12 protein-coding genes are annotated in these 15682 nt (G+C 73.4%); 5 read left to right on the top strand and 7 right to left on the bottom strand.

What is annotated here, in order from left to right:
- The first annotated feature begins 22 nt into the window (after positions 1-22).
- On the top strand, positions 23-3118 hold the full coding sequence (locus E1284_RS18145; RefSeq protein ID WP_131940396.1) for a BTAD domain-containing putative transcriptional regulator: 3096 nt from the start codon (positions 23-25) through the stop codon (positions 3116-3118).
- Positions 3119-3141: 23 nt separating this feature from the next.
- Here E1284_RS18145 and E1284_RS18150 read toward each other — a convergent pair whose 3' ends face one another.
- The 4 genes from E1284_RS18150 to E1284_RS18165 form a co-directional block, all read right to left on the bottom strand.
- Entirely contained in the window at positions 3142-4347 is a 1206-nt protein-coding gene (locus tag E1284_RS18150) for a YncE family protein (RefSeq protein WP_131940398.1), read from the bottom strand.
- 109 nt (positions 4348-4456) lie between these two features.
- A complete protein-coding gene (locus tag E1284_RS18155; RefSeq protein ID WP_131940400.1) occupies positions 4457-5509 on the bottom strand; it encodes an NYN domain-containing protein in 1053 nt (350 codons plus the stop codon).
- 117 nt (positions 5510-5626) lie between these two features.
- Positions 5627-5869, bottom strand: a complete 243-nt coding sequence (locus E1284_RS18160; RefSeq protein WP_243714564.1) for an acyl-CoA carboxylase subunit epsilon — start codon at positions 5867-5869, stop codon at positions 5627-5629.
- A gap of 28 nt (positions 5870-5897) precedes the next feature.
- Positions 5898-7490: an acyl-CoA carboxylase subunit beta gene (locus tag E1284_RS18165; protein ID WP_207923825.1), complete on the bottom strand. Its 1593-nt coding sequence runs from the start codon at positions 7488-7490 to the stop codon at positions 5898-5900.
- 132 nt (positions 7491-7622) lie between these two features.
- Between E1284_RS18165 and E1284_RS18170 the strand changes: the two genes are divergently transcribed.
- On the top strand, positions 7623-10211 hold the full coding sequence (locus tag E1284_RS18170; RefSeq protein ID WP_243714565.1) for a phosphoenolpyruvate carboxylase: 2589 nt from the start codon (positions 7623-7625) through the stop codon (positions 10209-10211).
- A gap of 20 nt (positions 10212-10231) precedes the next feature.
- On the opposite strand, the gene E1284_RS18175 is transcribed toward E1284_RS18170, so the two are convergent.
- Positions 10232-11401, bottom strand: a complete 1170-nt coding sequence (locus E1284_RS18175) for a right-handed parallel beta-helix repeat-containing protein (RefSeq protein WP_131940404.1) — start codon at positions 11399-11401, stop codon at positions 10232-10234.
- A 182-nt stretch (positions 11402-11583) separates the two neighbouring features.
- On the opposite strand from E1284_RS18175, the gene E1284_RS18180 reads away from it, so the two are divergent.
- A complete protein-coding gene (locus E1284_RS18180) occupies positions 11584-12036 on the top strand; it encodes an RICIN domain-containing protein (protein ID WP_131940406.1) in 453 nt (150 codons plus the stop codon).
- A gap of 97 nt (positions 12037-12133) precedes the next feature.
- On the opposite strand, the gene E1284_RS18185 is transcribed toward E1284_RS18180, so the two are convergent.
- Positions 12134-12907, bottom strand: a complete 774-nt coding sequence (locus E1284_RS18185; protein ID WP_131940408.1) for an enoyl-CoA hydratase/isomerase family protein — start codon at positions 12905-12907, stop codon at positions 12134-12136.
- Positions 12908-12987: 80 nt separating this feature from the next.
- Between E1284_RS18185 and E1284_RS18190 the strand changes: the two genes are divergently transcribed.
- Both E1284_RS18190 and E1284_RS18195 read left to right on the top strand, forming a co-directional pair.
- Positions 12988-13845 (top strand): biotin--[acetyl-CoA-carboxylase] ligase, encoded by an 858-nt coding sequence (locus E1284_RS18190; protein WP_131940410.1) that lies wholly within the window; start codon positions 12988-12990, stop codon positions 13843-13845.
- A gap of 123 nt (positions 13846-13968) precedes the next feature.
- Entirely contained in the window at positions 13969-15000 is a 1032-nt protein-coding gene (locus E1284_RS18195; protein WP_131940412.1) for an adenylate/guanylate cyclase domain-containing protein, read from the top strand.
- Between the two features lie 4 nt (positions 15001-15004).
- Here the strand turns inward: E1284_RS18195 and bfr are convergent, their stop codons facing one another.
- A complete protein-coding gene (bfr, locus tag E1284_RS18200; protein WP_131940414.1) occupies positions 15005-15502 on the bottom strand; it encodes a bacterioferritin in 498 nt (165 codons plus the stop codon).
- Between the last annotated feature and the right edge of the window lie 180 nt (positions 15503-15682).

Genomic DNA, 15682 nt, shown 5'->3' on the forward strand with positions numbered 1-15682 from the left:
CCGGGGAAACGGCAGGGACGCGATGGTGACGCGGCAGGGGCGGCGGACGCCCGTCCGGGTGAAGGGGCACCGCAGCGCGGGCGACGTGCTCGCCGGGATCGGCGCGCTCGCCGCGCTGGCCGCGCTGATGGCCGGTGTCCCGTTCGCGCTGCTCACGCTGTTCGGGTCGCCGCTGCCCGACCATGTGCCGACCGCGTCCGACCTCACCCAGCGGGTCGGGCCGGGGTCGCTGCTCGCGATCCTCGTCGCGCTGGTGTGGCTCGCGTGGCTGCAGCTCGCGGCGTGCGTGGTGGTCGAGCTGTACGCGGGGATCCGCGGCGTCGGCGTGCCCGCGCGGGTGCCGCTCGCGGGCGGGACGCAGTCGCTCGTCCACAGGCTCGTCGTGGCCGCGCTGCTGCTGTTCACCGCCACCACCACGATCATGCCGGCGTTCTCCGCCGGGGGCCTGTCGCAGCGCCCGCCGGCGTCGGCGCCGGTGCGGATGGAGCCGCAGGCGGCGGCGTTCCACCAGGTCCCGGACGCGCCCGAGCACGCGGCCGCCGCCGACCGGATCGCCGAGGACCTCACCGCGAACCCGGTGGAGAAGTCCGCCACCACGAAGATCTACCGGGTGCGGCCGCCGGACGGGCGCCACCACGAGAGCCTGTGGGAGATCGCCGAGAAGTGCCTCGGCGAGGGCCGCCGCTACAAGGAGATCTACTCCCTCAACAAGGACCACGTCCAGCCGGACGGGACGCGCCTGACGATCGCCAGCCTGATCCGTCCGGGCTGGATCCTGGAGATGCCGGCGGACGCCAAGGGCGCCAAGGTCGTCCCGGTCAAGGACCTGCACGACTACTTCCGCTACGGGCACGCCGTCCCGGACGAACCGGACAAGCCCGCACCCGAACCCGAACCGGCGCAGCCGCCCCCGGCCGCGCAGGCGCCGCCCGCCTCACCGGCACCGCAGACCCCGGCCCCCGAGCAGAGCCGCCCGCCGGACCAGACCCAGCCGCCCGAACACAGTCAGGCGCCCCAGCCGAGTCAGCCCCCCGAGCAGAGTCAAGCGCCCGAGCAGAGCCAAATCCCGGAACACAGCCAGACCCCCGAACAGAGTCAGGCGCCTGGGCAGGAGGGGCCGCGGGAGTCGGAGCCCGCGCATCCGCCCGCGCACGCCGAGGGGCCGTCCGGCGAGATGGGCGGGCACGCGGGCACCGGCGGCGCGGACGTCCCCGGCCAGGGCTCCCCGCAGGACAAGGACACCGGCGCGTCGCTCGACATCGGCTGGCCGCAGGGCCTCGCCGCGGCGTCGCTGGTCGCCGCCGGGCTGCTCGCCGTGCTCGGCCGGCGCCGCCGCACCCAGCTGTGGAACCGCGCGTTCGGGCACATGGTCGTCCGGCCGGAGGGGGAGGCGGCCGAGGCGGAGCGGGCGCTGCGGATCGGCGCCGACGAAGACGCGGCGAAGCTCCTCGACCTCGGGCTGCGGCACATGTCCAAGTCGATGGCGGCGGGCGGCCGGGCTCTCCCGACCGTCTACGGCGTCCACATCGGCCGCGGCAGCCTCGACCTGTGGATCGCGCCCGCCGACCGGAACCCGCCCGCCCCCTGGCAGGCGTTCGACGACGGCCAGGTGTGGCGGCTGCGCGAGGACGCGCTGCCGATGCTGGAGGCGGCGGGTCTCGGCGACGTCCTCGCCCCCTACCCGGGCCTCGTGTCGATCGGCACGAACGCCAACGGCCGCATCCTCGTCGACCTGGAGGCCGCGCACGGGCTGATCGCGCTGCGCGGCCCCGAGGACGTGCGCCGCGCCGCGCTGTCCGCGGTCGCGCTCGAACTGGCCACCAACCGCTGGTCCGACCACATGCGGATCACGCTCGTCGGGTTCGACGCGGAACTGGGCGAGGGCCTCACCGAGATCGCGCCGGACCGGGTCCGGTCCGTCCCGACGCTGCTGGACGCGCTGCCCGAGCTGGAGGGGCGCAGCGAGGAGGTGCGGCAGGCGCTCGCCGCGTCCGGCGTCGACTCGGTGCTCACCGGACGCTGCCGCGGCGTGTTCGGCGAGGCGTGGATGCCGCACTACCTGATCATGGCGGACCGCCCGGACGAGCGGGAGGCCGACCGGCTCGTCGCACTCGCCCGCACCGGCACCCGGATGGCCGCCGGCTACCTCGTCCCCGGCGACGTGCAGGGCGCCACCTGGACGTGGGACGTCGACGCCGCCGGGCGCCTCCAGGCCGGCGTGCTCGGCTTCGACGTCGACGCGCAGCTCGTCCGCGACGACGACTACCGGGGCGTGTTCGAGCTGTTCCGCACGGCCGGGCGGCTCGACTCCGTACGGCTCCCCGGCCTCACCGGCGGGGCGGAGCCGCCGGCGGCGCAGCACACCTCGGTCGACATCCGGCTGCTCGGCCCGATCGAGGTCGACGCGCCGGGCCCGGTGGACGAGAGCCGCCGCGAACTGTGCACCGAGCTGCTGGTGTTCCTCGCCGCGCACCCGGAGGGCGTCCACCCGACGGTGCTGTCCGGCGCGATCTGGCCGCGCGGCGCCAGCGCGGGCGTCCGCGACGCGTGCGTGGCGCGCGTGTCGGACTGGCTCGGCCGGGACGCGCGCGGCCGCCCCAACCTGTACTACGACGAGCGCGGCCGGATCAGGCTCGGCTCGGAGGTGCGGGTCGACGTCGCGACGTTCCGCTGGCTGGTGTGGCGGTCGGCGGCCGAGCCCGCGTCCGAGACCGCCTACATGGCGTACGCGCTGGACCTCGTCCGCGGTCCGCTGCTCGCCGACCGGCCGCGCGGCCGGTACGCGTGGCTCGCCGACCACGAGCTGGAGTACGAGACGCCCGCGCGGGTCATCGACGTCGCGCACCGGCTCGTCGTGCTGCGGCTGGAGGAGGGCGACCCGCGCGGCGCGGTCGGCGCGGCCCGCGCCGGGCTGCGGCTCGCGCCCGAGGACGAGGGCCTGTGGCGCGACCTGCTCCGCGCGACCCACGCGACCGGCGACGTCGAGCAGGTCCGGGTGGCCGTGGACGAGCTGCGCTCCCGCCTGGCCCGGAACCCGTACCAAGACCAGCTCCAACCAGAGACGGAGGCCCTGGTAGAGGACCTGATCCCCGGCTGGCACCGCGTAGGCTCCCGCTGACCGCCAACGTTGGGGCGGGCGGGTCAGCGGTAGAGGCAGGTGCCGCCGAGGGAGTAGCGGCCCGGTTGCGGGTGGACGCATAGGGCCGTCGGGCGGCCGCCCACCCAGACCCTCCGGACGACGCGGCCCGTGCGGGTGGAGACCGCGTAGACGAGCCCGGCCCGGTCGGCGAGCCAGAGGGCCGTCCCGTCCGACGACACCCCGCCCGGGACGGAACGGTCGGCGGGCAGCGGCCAGCGGGACACGACGCGCCGCGTCCGGAAGTCGACGGCGGTGAGGCTGCCGCCGCCCACGACGAACAGCCGCCGCGCGTCCCGGCTGATGGCGAGGCCGCGGGCGCCGGGCGCGGTCGGCACGAAGCCGAGCAGCGTGAACGCGCGGGCGTCGACCAGCCACACGCCGCCCTTGGCCGCGTCCGCGACGTAGAACACGGTGCCGCTGGGGGAGAGCCGCAGGTCGCCGGGCCGCGCCCCGTCCGGCAGCCGGATCGTCCCCGAGAGGCGGCGGCCGGCCAGGTCGACGCGGGCCAGTGCCCCGGCGGCCGCGCACGTCGCCACCAGGGACGCGCCCCCGGCCGAGAAGTCGGCGTGGCCCGCCGAGCACGGCATCGGCACCGACGCGCGCAGCTTCATCGTGCGCGGGTTCCGGACGTCGATGCGCCGCGGCGCCCGCGCCGGCACCAGCGCGTCCCGCCCGTCCGGCGTGAAGTAGAGCCCGGCGGGGCCGGTGACCCCGACCGGACGCCCGCGCCGCCCGCTGCGGGGCCCGACCGGGACGAGCAGGCCGTGCGCGCCGTCGGCCGCCCACAGCCGCCGCAGGTCCCAGGACGGGACCACCCGCGACGCGGACGCTCCGGCGCGGAACCGCGCCGCGACCCGGGCCGTGCCGGGGTCGACGACGTCGATGACCCGGCCGTTGGCGACGTAGATCCGCGGCGGCATCCCGCGCGCGTTCGGCGCGATCATCCCCGGGCCGGTGGCGGCGTAGACGCGCCCGCCGGCCGGTGCGACCGGCGGGGCGGCGGGCGGGTCCTTCACCGCCGCACCCGGCCGCGGGCTCAGGTACGGGGCGGGCGCGCCCAGCCCCACCACCGGATCGTCCGGCGACCTCTTCCCGGGCCGGTGGAACGCGACGGGCGACTCGCACCCGGACAGGACACCGCAGCTCAGCACGAGGGCCGAGGCGGACAGCATCGCGGCGGGCAGTGGACGCCGCTCATCAGATCCCACGCACGGTCACCCCCCATCACGGCGGGGACCTTACCGAGAGACGACGCGCAGTGCCCGGACAATCGCCAAACGTGTTCGCGGACCGGCACCCCGGCGGCGGAGGCGACGGTCAGTCGGACTTGCCGATGCCGATGCCGAACTCGCGGTAGACGCGCTCCCAGAAGCCGTCCCGCAGCCAGGTGCGGGCCTCCTGGTAGGGGCGCAGCGAGGAGCCCAGCTCCTTCTCGGCCTCGATCAGCAGTTCCTTGTCGATGACCGGCGGCAGGATCGGGCCGGGCAGCAGGTCGCGGATGTTGTCCCGGCCCCGCTCGAAGATCCACTTCTGCGCGACGTGCTCGCCTATCTCCAGCATGTGGTCGCGGTCCGGGCCGAGCTTGCCGTCGGCCTGCGCGGTGTTGTTCAGCGACGCGGCCACCGTGGCGGGCGTCACGGCGCCGGTCACCGGGACGCCGGGGCGGACGGCGGCGGGCACCGGCTTGACCGCCGGCGGCTTGCCCGCGAACACCTGCGACGGCGACGGGACGGGGTTGGCGCGCTGCGCGGCGGCCGCGGCGTCCTTGATGGCGGCGGCGCTGCCCGGCGCGGGCACCGGCAGCACCTTGGCCTTGGTGAAGTACGGGCGCAGGAACTCGGCGGGCAGCACCTCGACGGTGTCGGACTCCCACACCAGCCACTCGGCCTGGTTGGAGCCGTGCGTCGGCTCGACGCCCCACAGGTGCACGCGGACGCCGTAGCGCTGCGCGGCCTCGACCGCCGGCAGCATGTCCTCGTCGCCGGCCAGCAGCACCGCGTCGGTGATCGCGCGGTGCCGGGCGAGGGCCTCCAGGTCGGCGCGCAGCTGCGCGTCCACGCCCTTCTGCTGCCCCTGCGCGTTCAGGTTGCCGAGCCGCAGCTTCACCAGCGGCAGGTTGGCGATCACGCGCTGGTCGACCGTGGGCTGCTTCTTCGGCGCCGCGTCGAACCAGTACACCCGCAGCAGTTCGCCGCGCCGCTGCTCGTCGGCGTGGTCGGTCAGAGCCTTGATTAGCTTCTCCGCGGCGACGCGGTACTCGCGCCGGGATCCGCAGCCGAGCAGCAGCGCACCGGAGGCCGCGTAGAGGTACCCCGCGTCGACGAAGATCGCGTATCGCGCGGGCTGGGCAACGTACTCCGAGGTGGCCATGGCCTTCCACCTTATTCGTGCGAAGGCCCCTGCTGGGCTCGAACCACGGTTACATGTCGCTTCTGACGGCCCGGCGGAGGCCCGCGCGACCGCGGGCCCGCGGCCGGGCGGGCGGGGTCAGCGGGGCAGCCCGCTGGCCCGCCAGGCGCCCGGTCCGCGCGGTCCGAGGTCGCCCGCGAACGTGTTGCGGACGAGCCGGGAACGGTCCGCCCACCGGGACGGACGCGCCGGTGCGCCGCCGTCGCGGGCCGCGGCGGCGGCCCGGGCGCGGGCGGTGAGCACGGCGACCAGCGCCGCGATCTCGGCCGGGCCCGGGTCGCCCCGGACGATCTGCAGGAACGGCTTCTGCTCGGCGCTCACGAAACCTGACCTTCCGGGCGTGTCCGCATCACAGTGGGATGTTCCCATGCTTCTTCGGCGGCAGCGTCGTGCGCTTCTCGCGCAGCGCCCGCAGTGCCCGGACGACCTGCCCGCGCGTCTCCGACGGCTTGATCACGTTGTCGATGTAGCCGCGTTCGGCCGCGACGTAGGGGTTGGCGAGCGTGTCCTCGTACTCGGTGATCAGCTCGGCGCGGCGGGTGTCCGGGTCGTCCGCGGCGGCGAGGTCGCGCCGGTACAGGATGTTCACCGCGCCCTGCGCGCCCATCACCGCGATCTGCGCGGTCGGCCACGCCAGGTTGATGTCGGCGCCGAGGTGCTTGGACCCCATGACGTCGTAGGCGCCGCCGTACGCCTTCCGCGTGATGATCGTGACGAGCGGGACGGTGGCCTCGGCGTAGGCGAACAGCAGCTTCGCGCCGCGCCGGATGATGCCGTTCCACTCCTGGTCGGTGCCGGGGAGGAAGCCGGGGACGTCCACGAACGTCAGCACCGGGATGTTGAACGCGTCGCAGGTCCGCACGAACCGGGCGGCCTTCTCGGAGGCGTCGATGTCGAGCGTCCCGGCGAACTGCATCGGCTGGTTCGCGACGATGCCGACCGAGTGCCCCTCGACCCGCCCGAACCCGATGATGATGTTGGGCGCGAACTGCTCCTGGACCTCCAGGAACTCGCCGTCGTCCAGCACCCGCTCGATCGCGGTGTGCATGTCGTACGGCTGGTTCGGCGAGTCGGGGATGAGGGTGTCGAGCTCCTCGTCCAGCTCGGTCACGTCGACCGGCACCTCGAACGCGGGCGCGTCCGACAGGTTGTTGGACGGCAGGTAGGACAGCAGCGCCTTGACGTACTCGATCGCGTCGTCCTCGTCCGACCCCTGGTAGTGGGCCACACCGGACTTGGAGTTGTGCGAGTGCGCGCCGCCCAGCTCCTCCATCGTCACCTCTTCGCCGGTGACCGTCTTGATCACGTCCGGCCCGGTGATGAACATGTGGGACGTCTGGTCCACCATGACGATGAAGTCGGTGATCGCCGGCGAGTACACCGCGCCGCCCGCGCACGGCCCCATGACCAGCGAGATCTGCGGGATCACGCCGGAGGCGTGCACGTTCCGCTTGAAGATCTCCGCGTACAGGCCGAGCGCGACCACGCCCTCCTGGATCCGCGCGCCGCCGGAGTCGTTGATGCCGATCACCGGGCAGCCGGTCTTGATCGCGTGGTCCATGACCTTGACGATCTTCTCGCCGAACACCTCGCCGAGGGAGCCGCCGGAGACGGTGAAGTCCTGGCTGAAGATCGCGACCGGACGCCCGTCCACCGTGCCGTACCCGGTGACGACGCCGTCGCCGTAGGGCCGGTTCTTCTCCATCCCGAAGTTGGTCGAGCGGTGCCGCGCCATCTCGTCGAACTCGACGAACGAGCCGGGGTCGAGCAGTGCGTCGATCCGCTCCCGGGCCGTCATCTTGCCCTTGGCGTGCTGCTTCTCGACGGCGCGCGCCGAACCGGCGTTCACCGCCTCGTACCGGCGCCGCTCCAGGTCCGCAATCTTTCCCGCCGTGGTGTGGATGTCGAAGTCCACGGGCGGTTCAGGGGCTTCCATCGCCATGCCGGTCAGGGTAACCGCACGCTGATTCCGCGCATGCGGCCGGGTGCCGGTGACCGGGACGAGTCCCGTCCGTAGCCCGCTCGTTAGGCTTGTCGGGTGGCTATGAAGACGCGAGACACCTTTCGGCAGGACATGCCCGAACCACTGCGCCGCGACGTCCGGCTGCTGGGCGCCATGCTCGGCGACGGGCTCGTGGAGTACGGCGGCAAAGAGCTGCTGGACGACGTGGAGCGGCTCCGCCACGCGGTGATCGCGGCCCGCCGCGGCGAGACGGGGATCGAAGAGGTCGCCGCCCTCGTCGACGGCTGGACGCTGGAGCGCGCCGGCCAGGTCGCCCGCGCGTTCACCGTCTACTTCCACCTGACGAACCTCGCCGAGGAGCACCACCGCATCCGGACGCTGCGGGAGCGCGACACCGGCGACACCGTCCCCGGCTCCGTCGCCGCCGCGATCGAGCAGATCGAGGCGTCCGGCGACGGCCGCCTCGACCAGATCATCGAGGGCCTGGAGTTCCGGCCCGTCTTCACCGCGCACCCGACCGAGGCCCGCCGCCGCGCCGTCGTCACCGCGATCCAGCGGATCAGCGACCTGCTCACGCACCTGAACGAGGCGCCCGGCGCGTCCGAGCGGGAGGAGACCGAGCGCAGCCTCCGCGAGGAGATCGACCTGCTGTGGCGGACGGCGCTGCGCCGGCACACCCAGCTCGACCCGCTGGACGAGGTCCGCACGGCGATGGCCGCGTTCGACGAGACGATCTTCCGGGTCGTCCCGCACATCTACCGGTCGCTGGACCGCGCGCTCGACGGCGCGGACACCGGGACCCGTCCGCCGAAGGCCCGCCCGTACCTGCGGTTCGGCAGCTGGATCGGCGGCGACCGCGACGGCAACCCCTACGTGACCGCGCAGGTCACCCGGGACGCCGTCATGATCCAGGCGGAGCACGTGCTGCGCGCCCTGGAGGCGGCGTGCGCGCGGATCGGCCGCGAGCTGACCGTCCACGAGATCACCACGCCCGCCGCGCCGGCCCTGCTGAACGCCGTCGCCGCCGCCCGCACCGCGCACCCGCGGCTGATCGGCGAGATCGCCAAGCGCTCGCCCGGCGAGCCGCACCGCCAGCTGCTGCTGTACGCCGCCGCCCGCATCGCCGCGACCCGCGAGCGCGACGCCGACCTGGCCTACGCGTCCCCGGACGAGCTGCTCGCCGACCTGCGCACCGTCCAGGACTCCCTCGCCGCGGCGGGCGCCGCCCGGCAGGCCTACGGCCGCGTCCAGCAGCTGATCTGGCAGGTCGAGACGTTCGGCTTCCACCTCGCCGAGCTGGAGATCCGCCAGCACTCCGAGCTGCACGAGAAGGCCATCGAGGAGGTCCGCGCGGGCGGCCCGCGCTCGGAGATGACCGAGGAGATCCTCGAAACGCTCCGGGTGGTGGCCTGGATCCAGGGGCGGTTCGGCGTCCGCGCCTGCCACCGCTACATCGTCTCCTTCACCCGCTCCGCCGAGGACATGGCGAACGTGCACGCCCTCGCCGCGTCCCTCGGCGACGGCGCGCCCGTGCTGGACGTGATCCCGCTGTTCGAGACCGGCGAGGACCTGGAGCACGCCCCCGCCGTCCTGGACGGGATGCTGGAGATCCCCGCCGTGCGGCGCCGCCTGGACGAGACCGGCCGCCGGATGGAGGTCATGCTCGGCTACAGCGACTCCGCCAAGCAGCTCGGCCCGACGAGCGCGACCCTGCGCCTGTACGACACGCAGGAGGCCCTCGCCGCGTGGGCGGCCCGCCACGACATCAAGCTGACGCTGTTCCACGGCCGCGGCGGCTCCCTCGGCCGCGGCGGCGGCCCCGCCAACCGCGCCATCCTCGCCCAGGCGCCCGGCTCGGTCGCGGGCCGCTTCAAGGTCACCGAGCAGGGCGAGGTCATCTTCGCCCGCTACGGCCACCGGGAGATCGCGCGCCGGCACGTCGAGCAGGTCACCAGCGCCGTCCTGCTCGCCTCGACCGACCCGGTCCAGGACCGCGCCCGGGAGGCCGCCGCCCGCTTCCGACCCCTCGCCGACAAGATCGGCGACGCGGCGAAGGCGGCGTTCCGCGGGCTGATCGAGACCGAGGACTTCGCCGTCTGGTTCGCCCGGGTCAGCCCGCTGGAGGAGATCTCCGAGCTGCGGATCGGCTCCCGTCCCGCCCGCCGCAAGGCCGCCCGCGGCCTGGAGGACCTGCGGGCCATCCCCTGGGTGTTCGCCTGGACGCAGACGCGCGTCAACCTCCCCGGCTGGTACGGCATGGGCAGCGGCCTCGCGGCCGTCTCCGACGACGGCCGCGACCTGGCCGAGCTCCGCGAGGCGTACGAGGCGTGGCCGCTGTTCAACACCCTGCTCGACAACGCCGAGATGAGCCTCGCCAAGTCCGACCGGGCGATCGCTGAGCGGTACCTGGCGCTGGGCGAGCGCCCGGAGCTCTCCGAGACGGTCCTGGCCGAGTACGACCGCACCCGCCGCCTCGTCCTGGCGGTGACGGGCCACGAGCGCCTCCTGGAGAACCGCCGGGTCCTCTCCCGAGCGGTCGAACTCCGCAACCCGTACGTGGACGCGCTCTCCCACCTGCAGTTGCGAGCCCTGAAGGCGCTCCGCGCGGGCGTGGAGAACGAAGAGGAGCGAACCCACCTGGAGGACCTGCTCCTGCTCTCCGTGAACGGCGTGGCCGCCGGCCTCCAGAACACCGGCTGAGCGGCGGCCTTCCGGCGGCCTCAGGTCTGCGGAGGCTGCCGGAAGGTCAGCCACTGGGGATTGATGTAGGTGAAGGAGGGGGCGGTGTTCCCGGCCACCAGGATGTCGTTGATGGGCGCGTCCTGCGTATAGGCGGTGACGCCGACACCCCACCTTCCCGCCCCGCTGAGCGGCCCGACCGTGTTGCCGGTGATCTCCACGGTGGTGAGCGGATTCACGCCGGAGTTCGCGCCCCGCACGTAAACACCGCCATGGCAGTCGGTGATCGTATTGTTGCGAATGGTGAGCTGCTCGGTGTTGAACGGAGTGATCGCGTCCCATCGCGAGCCGGTCACCGTGTTGTTCTCGATCAGCACATGGGAATGGCGCACATTGGGGACGGCGGTATGCGAACCGATCAGCGCACCCCAGCCCGGCTTGGAACCCGACGGGCCGCAATTGTTGCCCGTGACGTGGATGTCCGTGCAGGGGGTGTTGTCCTTCGCGCCGGCCCAGGTATTGCCGCTGCCGGCGAGGTCGAGCTGAACCGCCTCTCCGTGCCAGAGGCCCACGTCGGGAGCCGCGACCCACCCGTAGAGGTTGCAGTTCTGCACGGTCGCGGTGCGCACGGCGTTCAACTCGATCGCATGCCACCACTTCACGTTGTAGATGGTGATGCCGTCCAGTTCGACATTGGACGTGTGCTCCATCGTGATGACGTTCATCGCGGGGGCCGGCGCGGCGGTGTCGAAGTCGCCGCCGGTCACGCCCTGGAGGTAGTACCAGGTCGGGTCCCACGAGCCGCCCGTGATCTTGATGTTCCCCGGCGCCGAGTAGCCGCCCGTCGTCGCGCTGGGGACATGGTTGAGCACCATGGTGTGGGACGTCCCCGTGGAGGCGAAGTTCGCGATGAAGCGGGCGTCCGTGGCGTCGAGCCAGGTGTTGCCGGGGACGACGAGGTTGGCCCGCAGGGTGTATCGGTGTCCCGGCTTGGCGCGGACGATGACGCGGCCCTCGGCGTCGCGCCCGGCGAGCCCGCAGATGCCGTTCGCGGCGTCGTCCAGGGCCCGGCGCAGTGCGAGTACCGCACCGTCCTCGCCGCCCGGATACGGGTTGAGCTCCGGGGTGTGGGGATAGGCGGCCCACGCCGGCCCCGCCGTGGCGAACCCTCCGAGCACGGCCGCGCCGCCCGCTATTCCGGCCTTGAGCATATGACGGCGGCTCAGTGTCACGAGGGCTCCAATCGCCGATCCGCGCGGACGAAACCAGCATGATCAGAGCATCGCCCGGAACGGAAAGTCAAGCAGTCGCCGTTTTCTGTGGCGATCTTGACAGGCGCCGTTCTTCCGTGCGACCGTCACCCAAGACGACGGCTTAAAGGCATGGGGGACGAATGGACCGGCGCCCTGCGACTCCTTCGGCGGTCTCCGCGGCCCTGGCGGCGGCCGGTCCGGCGCCCGGCCACTACCGCATCCGCAACTGGAACAGCGACAAGTACCTGGCGATCGGCAACAGCAGCACCGCGAACGGCGCCGCCGCGATCCAGTGGGAATACACCGGCAGCAACGGCCAGTTGTGGTATCTCAATGCCGACCGGAAAATCGTCAACGTCGCCAGCGGGAAATGCCTGGCGATCGGCAGCGGGAACCCCGATAACGGCATCCCCGTCGTCCAGTGGGAAGAACTCGACTCCGACTCCCAGCGCTGGGTCATCGACCCGTCCACGGGCCTCATCCAGAACGTGCGGACCGGCAAGTACATGGCGGTCGGCGGCAGCAGCACTGACAACGGCGCGCCGGTGATCCAGTGGGAGGCCACCGGCAGCGACGGCCAGCGCTGGTACTGACCCGGGCTCTCCGCCGCCGGAGCGCGGTCCCGGGATCGCGTCCAGGTCGTACCCGTGCCGGCGGTGGATCTTGACCGGCCGGCGACGCGGTGCGAGCTCAGGCCCCCCAGTCGGGCTTGCGCTTGTCGTTGAAGGCGGCGATGCCCTCCCGGCGGTCGGCGGAGAAGGCGGCGGTGCGCCAGGCGTTCTCCTCCAGGTCGAGGCCGGCGTCCAGGCTGACGCCGGCGCCCTGGCGGAGGGCGCGCTTGGCGGCGCGGACGGCGATCGGGGAGTTCCGCGCGATCACGGCGGCGAGGGCGAGCGCCTCGTCGCGGGCCGCGCCGGCCGGGACCTTGCGGTCGGCCAGGCCGAAGGCGAGGGCCTCGTCGATGCCGAGGCGGCGGCCGGTGAAGACCAGGTCGGCGGCCTTGCCGGGGCCGAGGCGGCGGAGCGCGAGCTGGGTGCCGCCGCCGCCCGGGACCAGGCCGACGCTCACCTCGGGCAGGCCGAACACGGCGGTCTCGTCCGCGACGATCAGGTCCGCGGACAGGGCGAACTCGCAGCCGCCGCCGAGCGCGTAGCCGTGCACGGCCGCGATCACCGGCTGCGGGAGGTTCAGGACGCCGCCGAACGCGGCGCGGAAGACCGGGCGCTGCGCGAGGATCTCGTCGTCGGTCATCGCGTTGCGCTCCTTCAGGTCCGCGCCGACGCAGAACGCCTTCTCGCCCGCCGCGCTCAGCACGACCGCGCGGACGGCCGCGTCCGACGAGACCTCCGCGCAGACTCCGGCGAGGCGCCTCGCCATCGCGGTCGACAGGGCGTTGAGGGCCTCGGGCCGGTCCAGCACGATCTCCGCGACGTTCCCGTCGCGCCGCAGCGTCACACCATCCATAGGCGCACCCTAACGACCGTCGGGCGGCTTCCCGGACGGGCGGCCCCAAGATCAGTGTCGCGGTGGGGTTGGATGGGTGTGTGGACTCAGCGTATGGAGATCTCGGACGGCCGCCGCTGCACGAGGGGGCGCTGCAGCGGGCGCTCGTCCGCGACGGCGGGCTGTGGCGGGAGATCCGGGTCGTGGACGAGACCGGCTCCACCAACGCCGACCTCGCGGCGCGGGCGGCGGAGGGCGCCCCCGAGGGGACCGTGCTGGCCACCGAGCTGCAGACGGCGGGACGGGGCCGGCAGGGCCGGACGTGGGCGGCGCCGCCGCGCTCCGGGCTCGCCTTCTCGATGCTGATGCGGCCGCGGGTGCCGGTGCAGCGGCTCGGGTGGGCGCCGTTGCTGACGGGCGTCGCCGTCGCCGCGGCGGTCCGGAGGATGACCGCCTGGTCGCAGACGGGGGACCGGTTCCTCGGCGACCGGGAGGACACGGCCGTCGACGCCCGGCTCAAATGGCCGAACGACGTCCTCGTCGGCGACCGGAAGCTCGCCGGGATCCTCGTCGAGAAGGTCGAGGACGGCATCGTGATCGGCGTCGGGCTGAACGTCGGGCTGCGGGAGGACGAGCTGCCGGTGCCGACGGCGACGTCCCTGGCGATCGAGGGCGCGCCGCTGAGCGACCGGGCGCCGCTGCTGCGCGCGATCCTGCGCGAGTTCGCGACCTGGTACCGGGAGTGGACGGCGCTGGACGGTGATCCGGAGACGAGCGGGCTGCGTACCGCCTACCGGGACCTGTGCACGACGCTCGGGCGCGAGGTCAGGGTGGAGATGCCCGGGGGTCGGCGGCTGACCGGGACGGCGCGGGACGTGGACGGGACGGGCCGCCTGGTGGTCGAGGGGGCGGCCGGGGAGAACGCGATCAGCGCCGGAGACGTGGTGCACGTCCGGTGAACGGGGAACGAGGATTCCCGGTCCGGGCGTTGATCCGATTGCTGATCTGCGACGATATGTCCTGGTACCGAGTCATGACGCCGCCGCCCCGGCCCTGGGCACCGGCGGACTGAGGGGCGGAGAATGGCGGCCGGATTGCCCGATCCGAAGGAGATCGAGGAGCTCCTGCTCGGCGGTGAGCTGCGGTACAACCGCGTCCAGGCCGTCCGGCGGGCCGGGGTGTCCCGGGACTTCGCCGGCCGGATCTGGCGGGCGTTCGGCTACCCGTCCATGCCGGACGAGACGGTCGCCTACACCGAGGGCGACGTCGCGGCGCTGGACCGGCTCCGCAAGCTCGTCGACGACGGGATCCTCGACGAGGACGGCGTGATACGCCTCGTCCGGGCCTACGGGCAGACGATGACGCGGCTCGCGGAGTGGCAGGTCAGCCTGCTGCGCAGCATGCTCACCCCGGACCCGCACGACATCCCGTCCGCCGAGGCGGTCGACACGGTCGTGGACATCGCGGAGAAGCACATCGGCGAGTTCGAGCCGCTGGTCGTGCACGCCTGGCGGCGCCAGCTCGCCGCGGCCGGGACGCGCGCCCTCGCCGCGGCCGCCACCCGCGACAACGGCGACCCGGCGGGCCGCCCGATGACCACCGTCGGCTTCGCCGACATGGTGTCGTTCACGCAGGTCAGCCGGGAGCTGGAGGAGATCGAGCTGGCCCGGGTGGTGGAGTGGTTCGAGGAGACCGCCGCCGACATCGTCGCCTCCTGCGGGGGCCGGCTGGTGAAGACGCTCGGCGACGAGGTGCTGTTCAGCGCGGAGTCTCCGGAGGTCGGCGCGGAGATAGCGCTGACCGTGGCGGCGGCCATCCAGGACGAGACCGAGGTCCCGGACGTGCGGGTCGGCGTCGCCCACGGCCCCGTCCTGCCGCTGATGGGGGACGTGTTCGGGACGACGGTCAACCTCGCCGCCCGGCTCACCTCGCTGGCCCGGCCCGGCTCCGTCGTGATCGACAGCGAGCTGGCCGCGCAACTGGAGAACGACCCGGCGTACCAGGTGACGCGGATCGTGCGGCGCCCGGTCCGCGGCCTCGGCATCGTCCAGCCGTTCGTGCTGCGCCGCAGGACCGGCCCGGCGCCGGAGCCCGCGGAGCCGGAGGCGCCGTAGCGGCTCAGTAGGCGCTGGGGCCGCTCTCGGCGGGCGAGTCGGTGAGGCGCTGCAGGTAGTTCTGCTCGCCGAGGGCCTGGACGAGGCTCAGCTCGGTCTCCAGGTAGTCGATGTGCTCCTCCTCGTCGGCGAGGATCTCCTCGAAGAGCCGCGCGGACGTGACGTCACCGCGCGAGCGCATCAGCTCGATGCCGGGGCGCAGCCGGGCGACGGCCTCCATCTCGATCTCCAGGTCGGCCTTGAGCTGCTCGATGACCGTCTGCCCGATCCGCAGCGTGCCGAGCTTCTGGTAGTTCGGCAGCCCCTCCAGGAACAGGATCCGGTTGGTGAGCCGCTCGGCGTGCCGCATCTCGTCGAACGACTCGTCGCGGGTGTGCTTCGCCATCCGCAGGAATCCCCAGTTCTCCTGCATCTTGGAGTGCAGGAAGTACTGGTTGATGGCCGTGAGCTCCGCGGTGAGCTGGTCGTTCAGCAGCGCGATGATGTCCTTGTCGCCTTCCATGGCCCCATGCTTCCATGCCGCCGGAGTTCAGGACAGCACTAACCCCCGCAGGGTGCGTGTCCGCCTCCGGGGCGGGCCGTGCGGGGCCGTGCGGACCGTGGGCGGCTCAGGCGGCGGTCGGGGGCGCGGCTCCTTCAGGGGTGATGTCGCCGGCGACCGGCGCGGAGGGCACCGCGGGTG

This window comes from Actinomadura bangladeshensis, assembly GCF_004348335.1.
In the GTDB taxonomy this organism is placed as follows: Bacteria; Actinomycetota; Actinomycetes; order Streptosporangiales; family Streptosporangiaceae; genus Spirillospora; species Spirillospora bangladeshensis.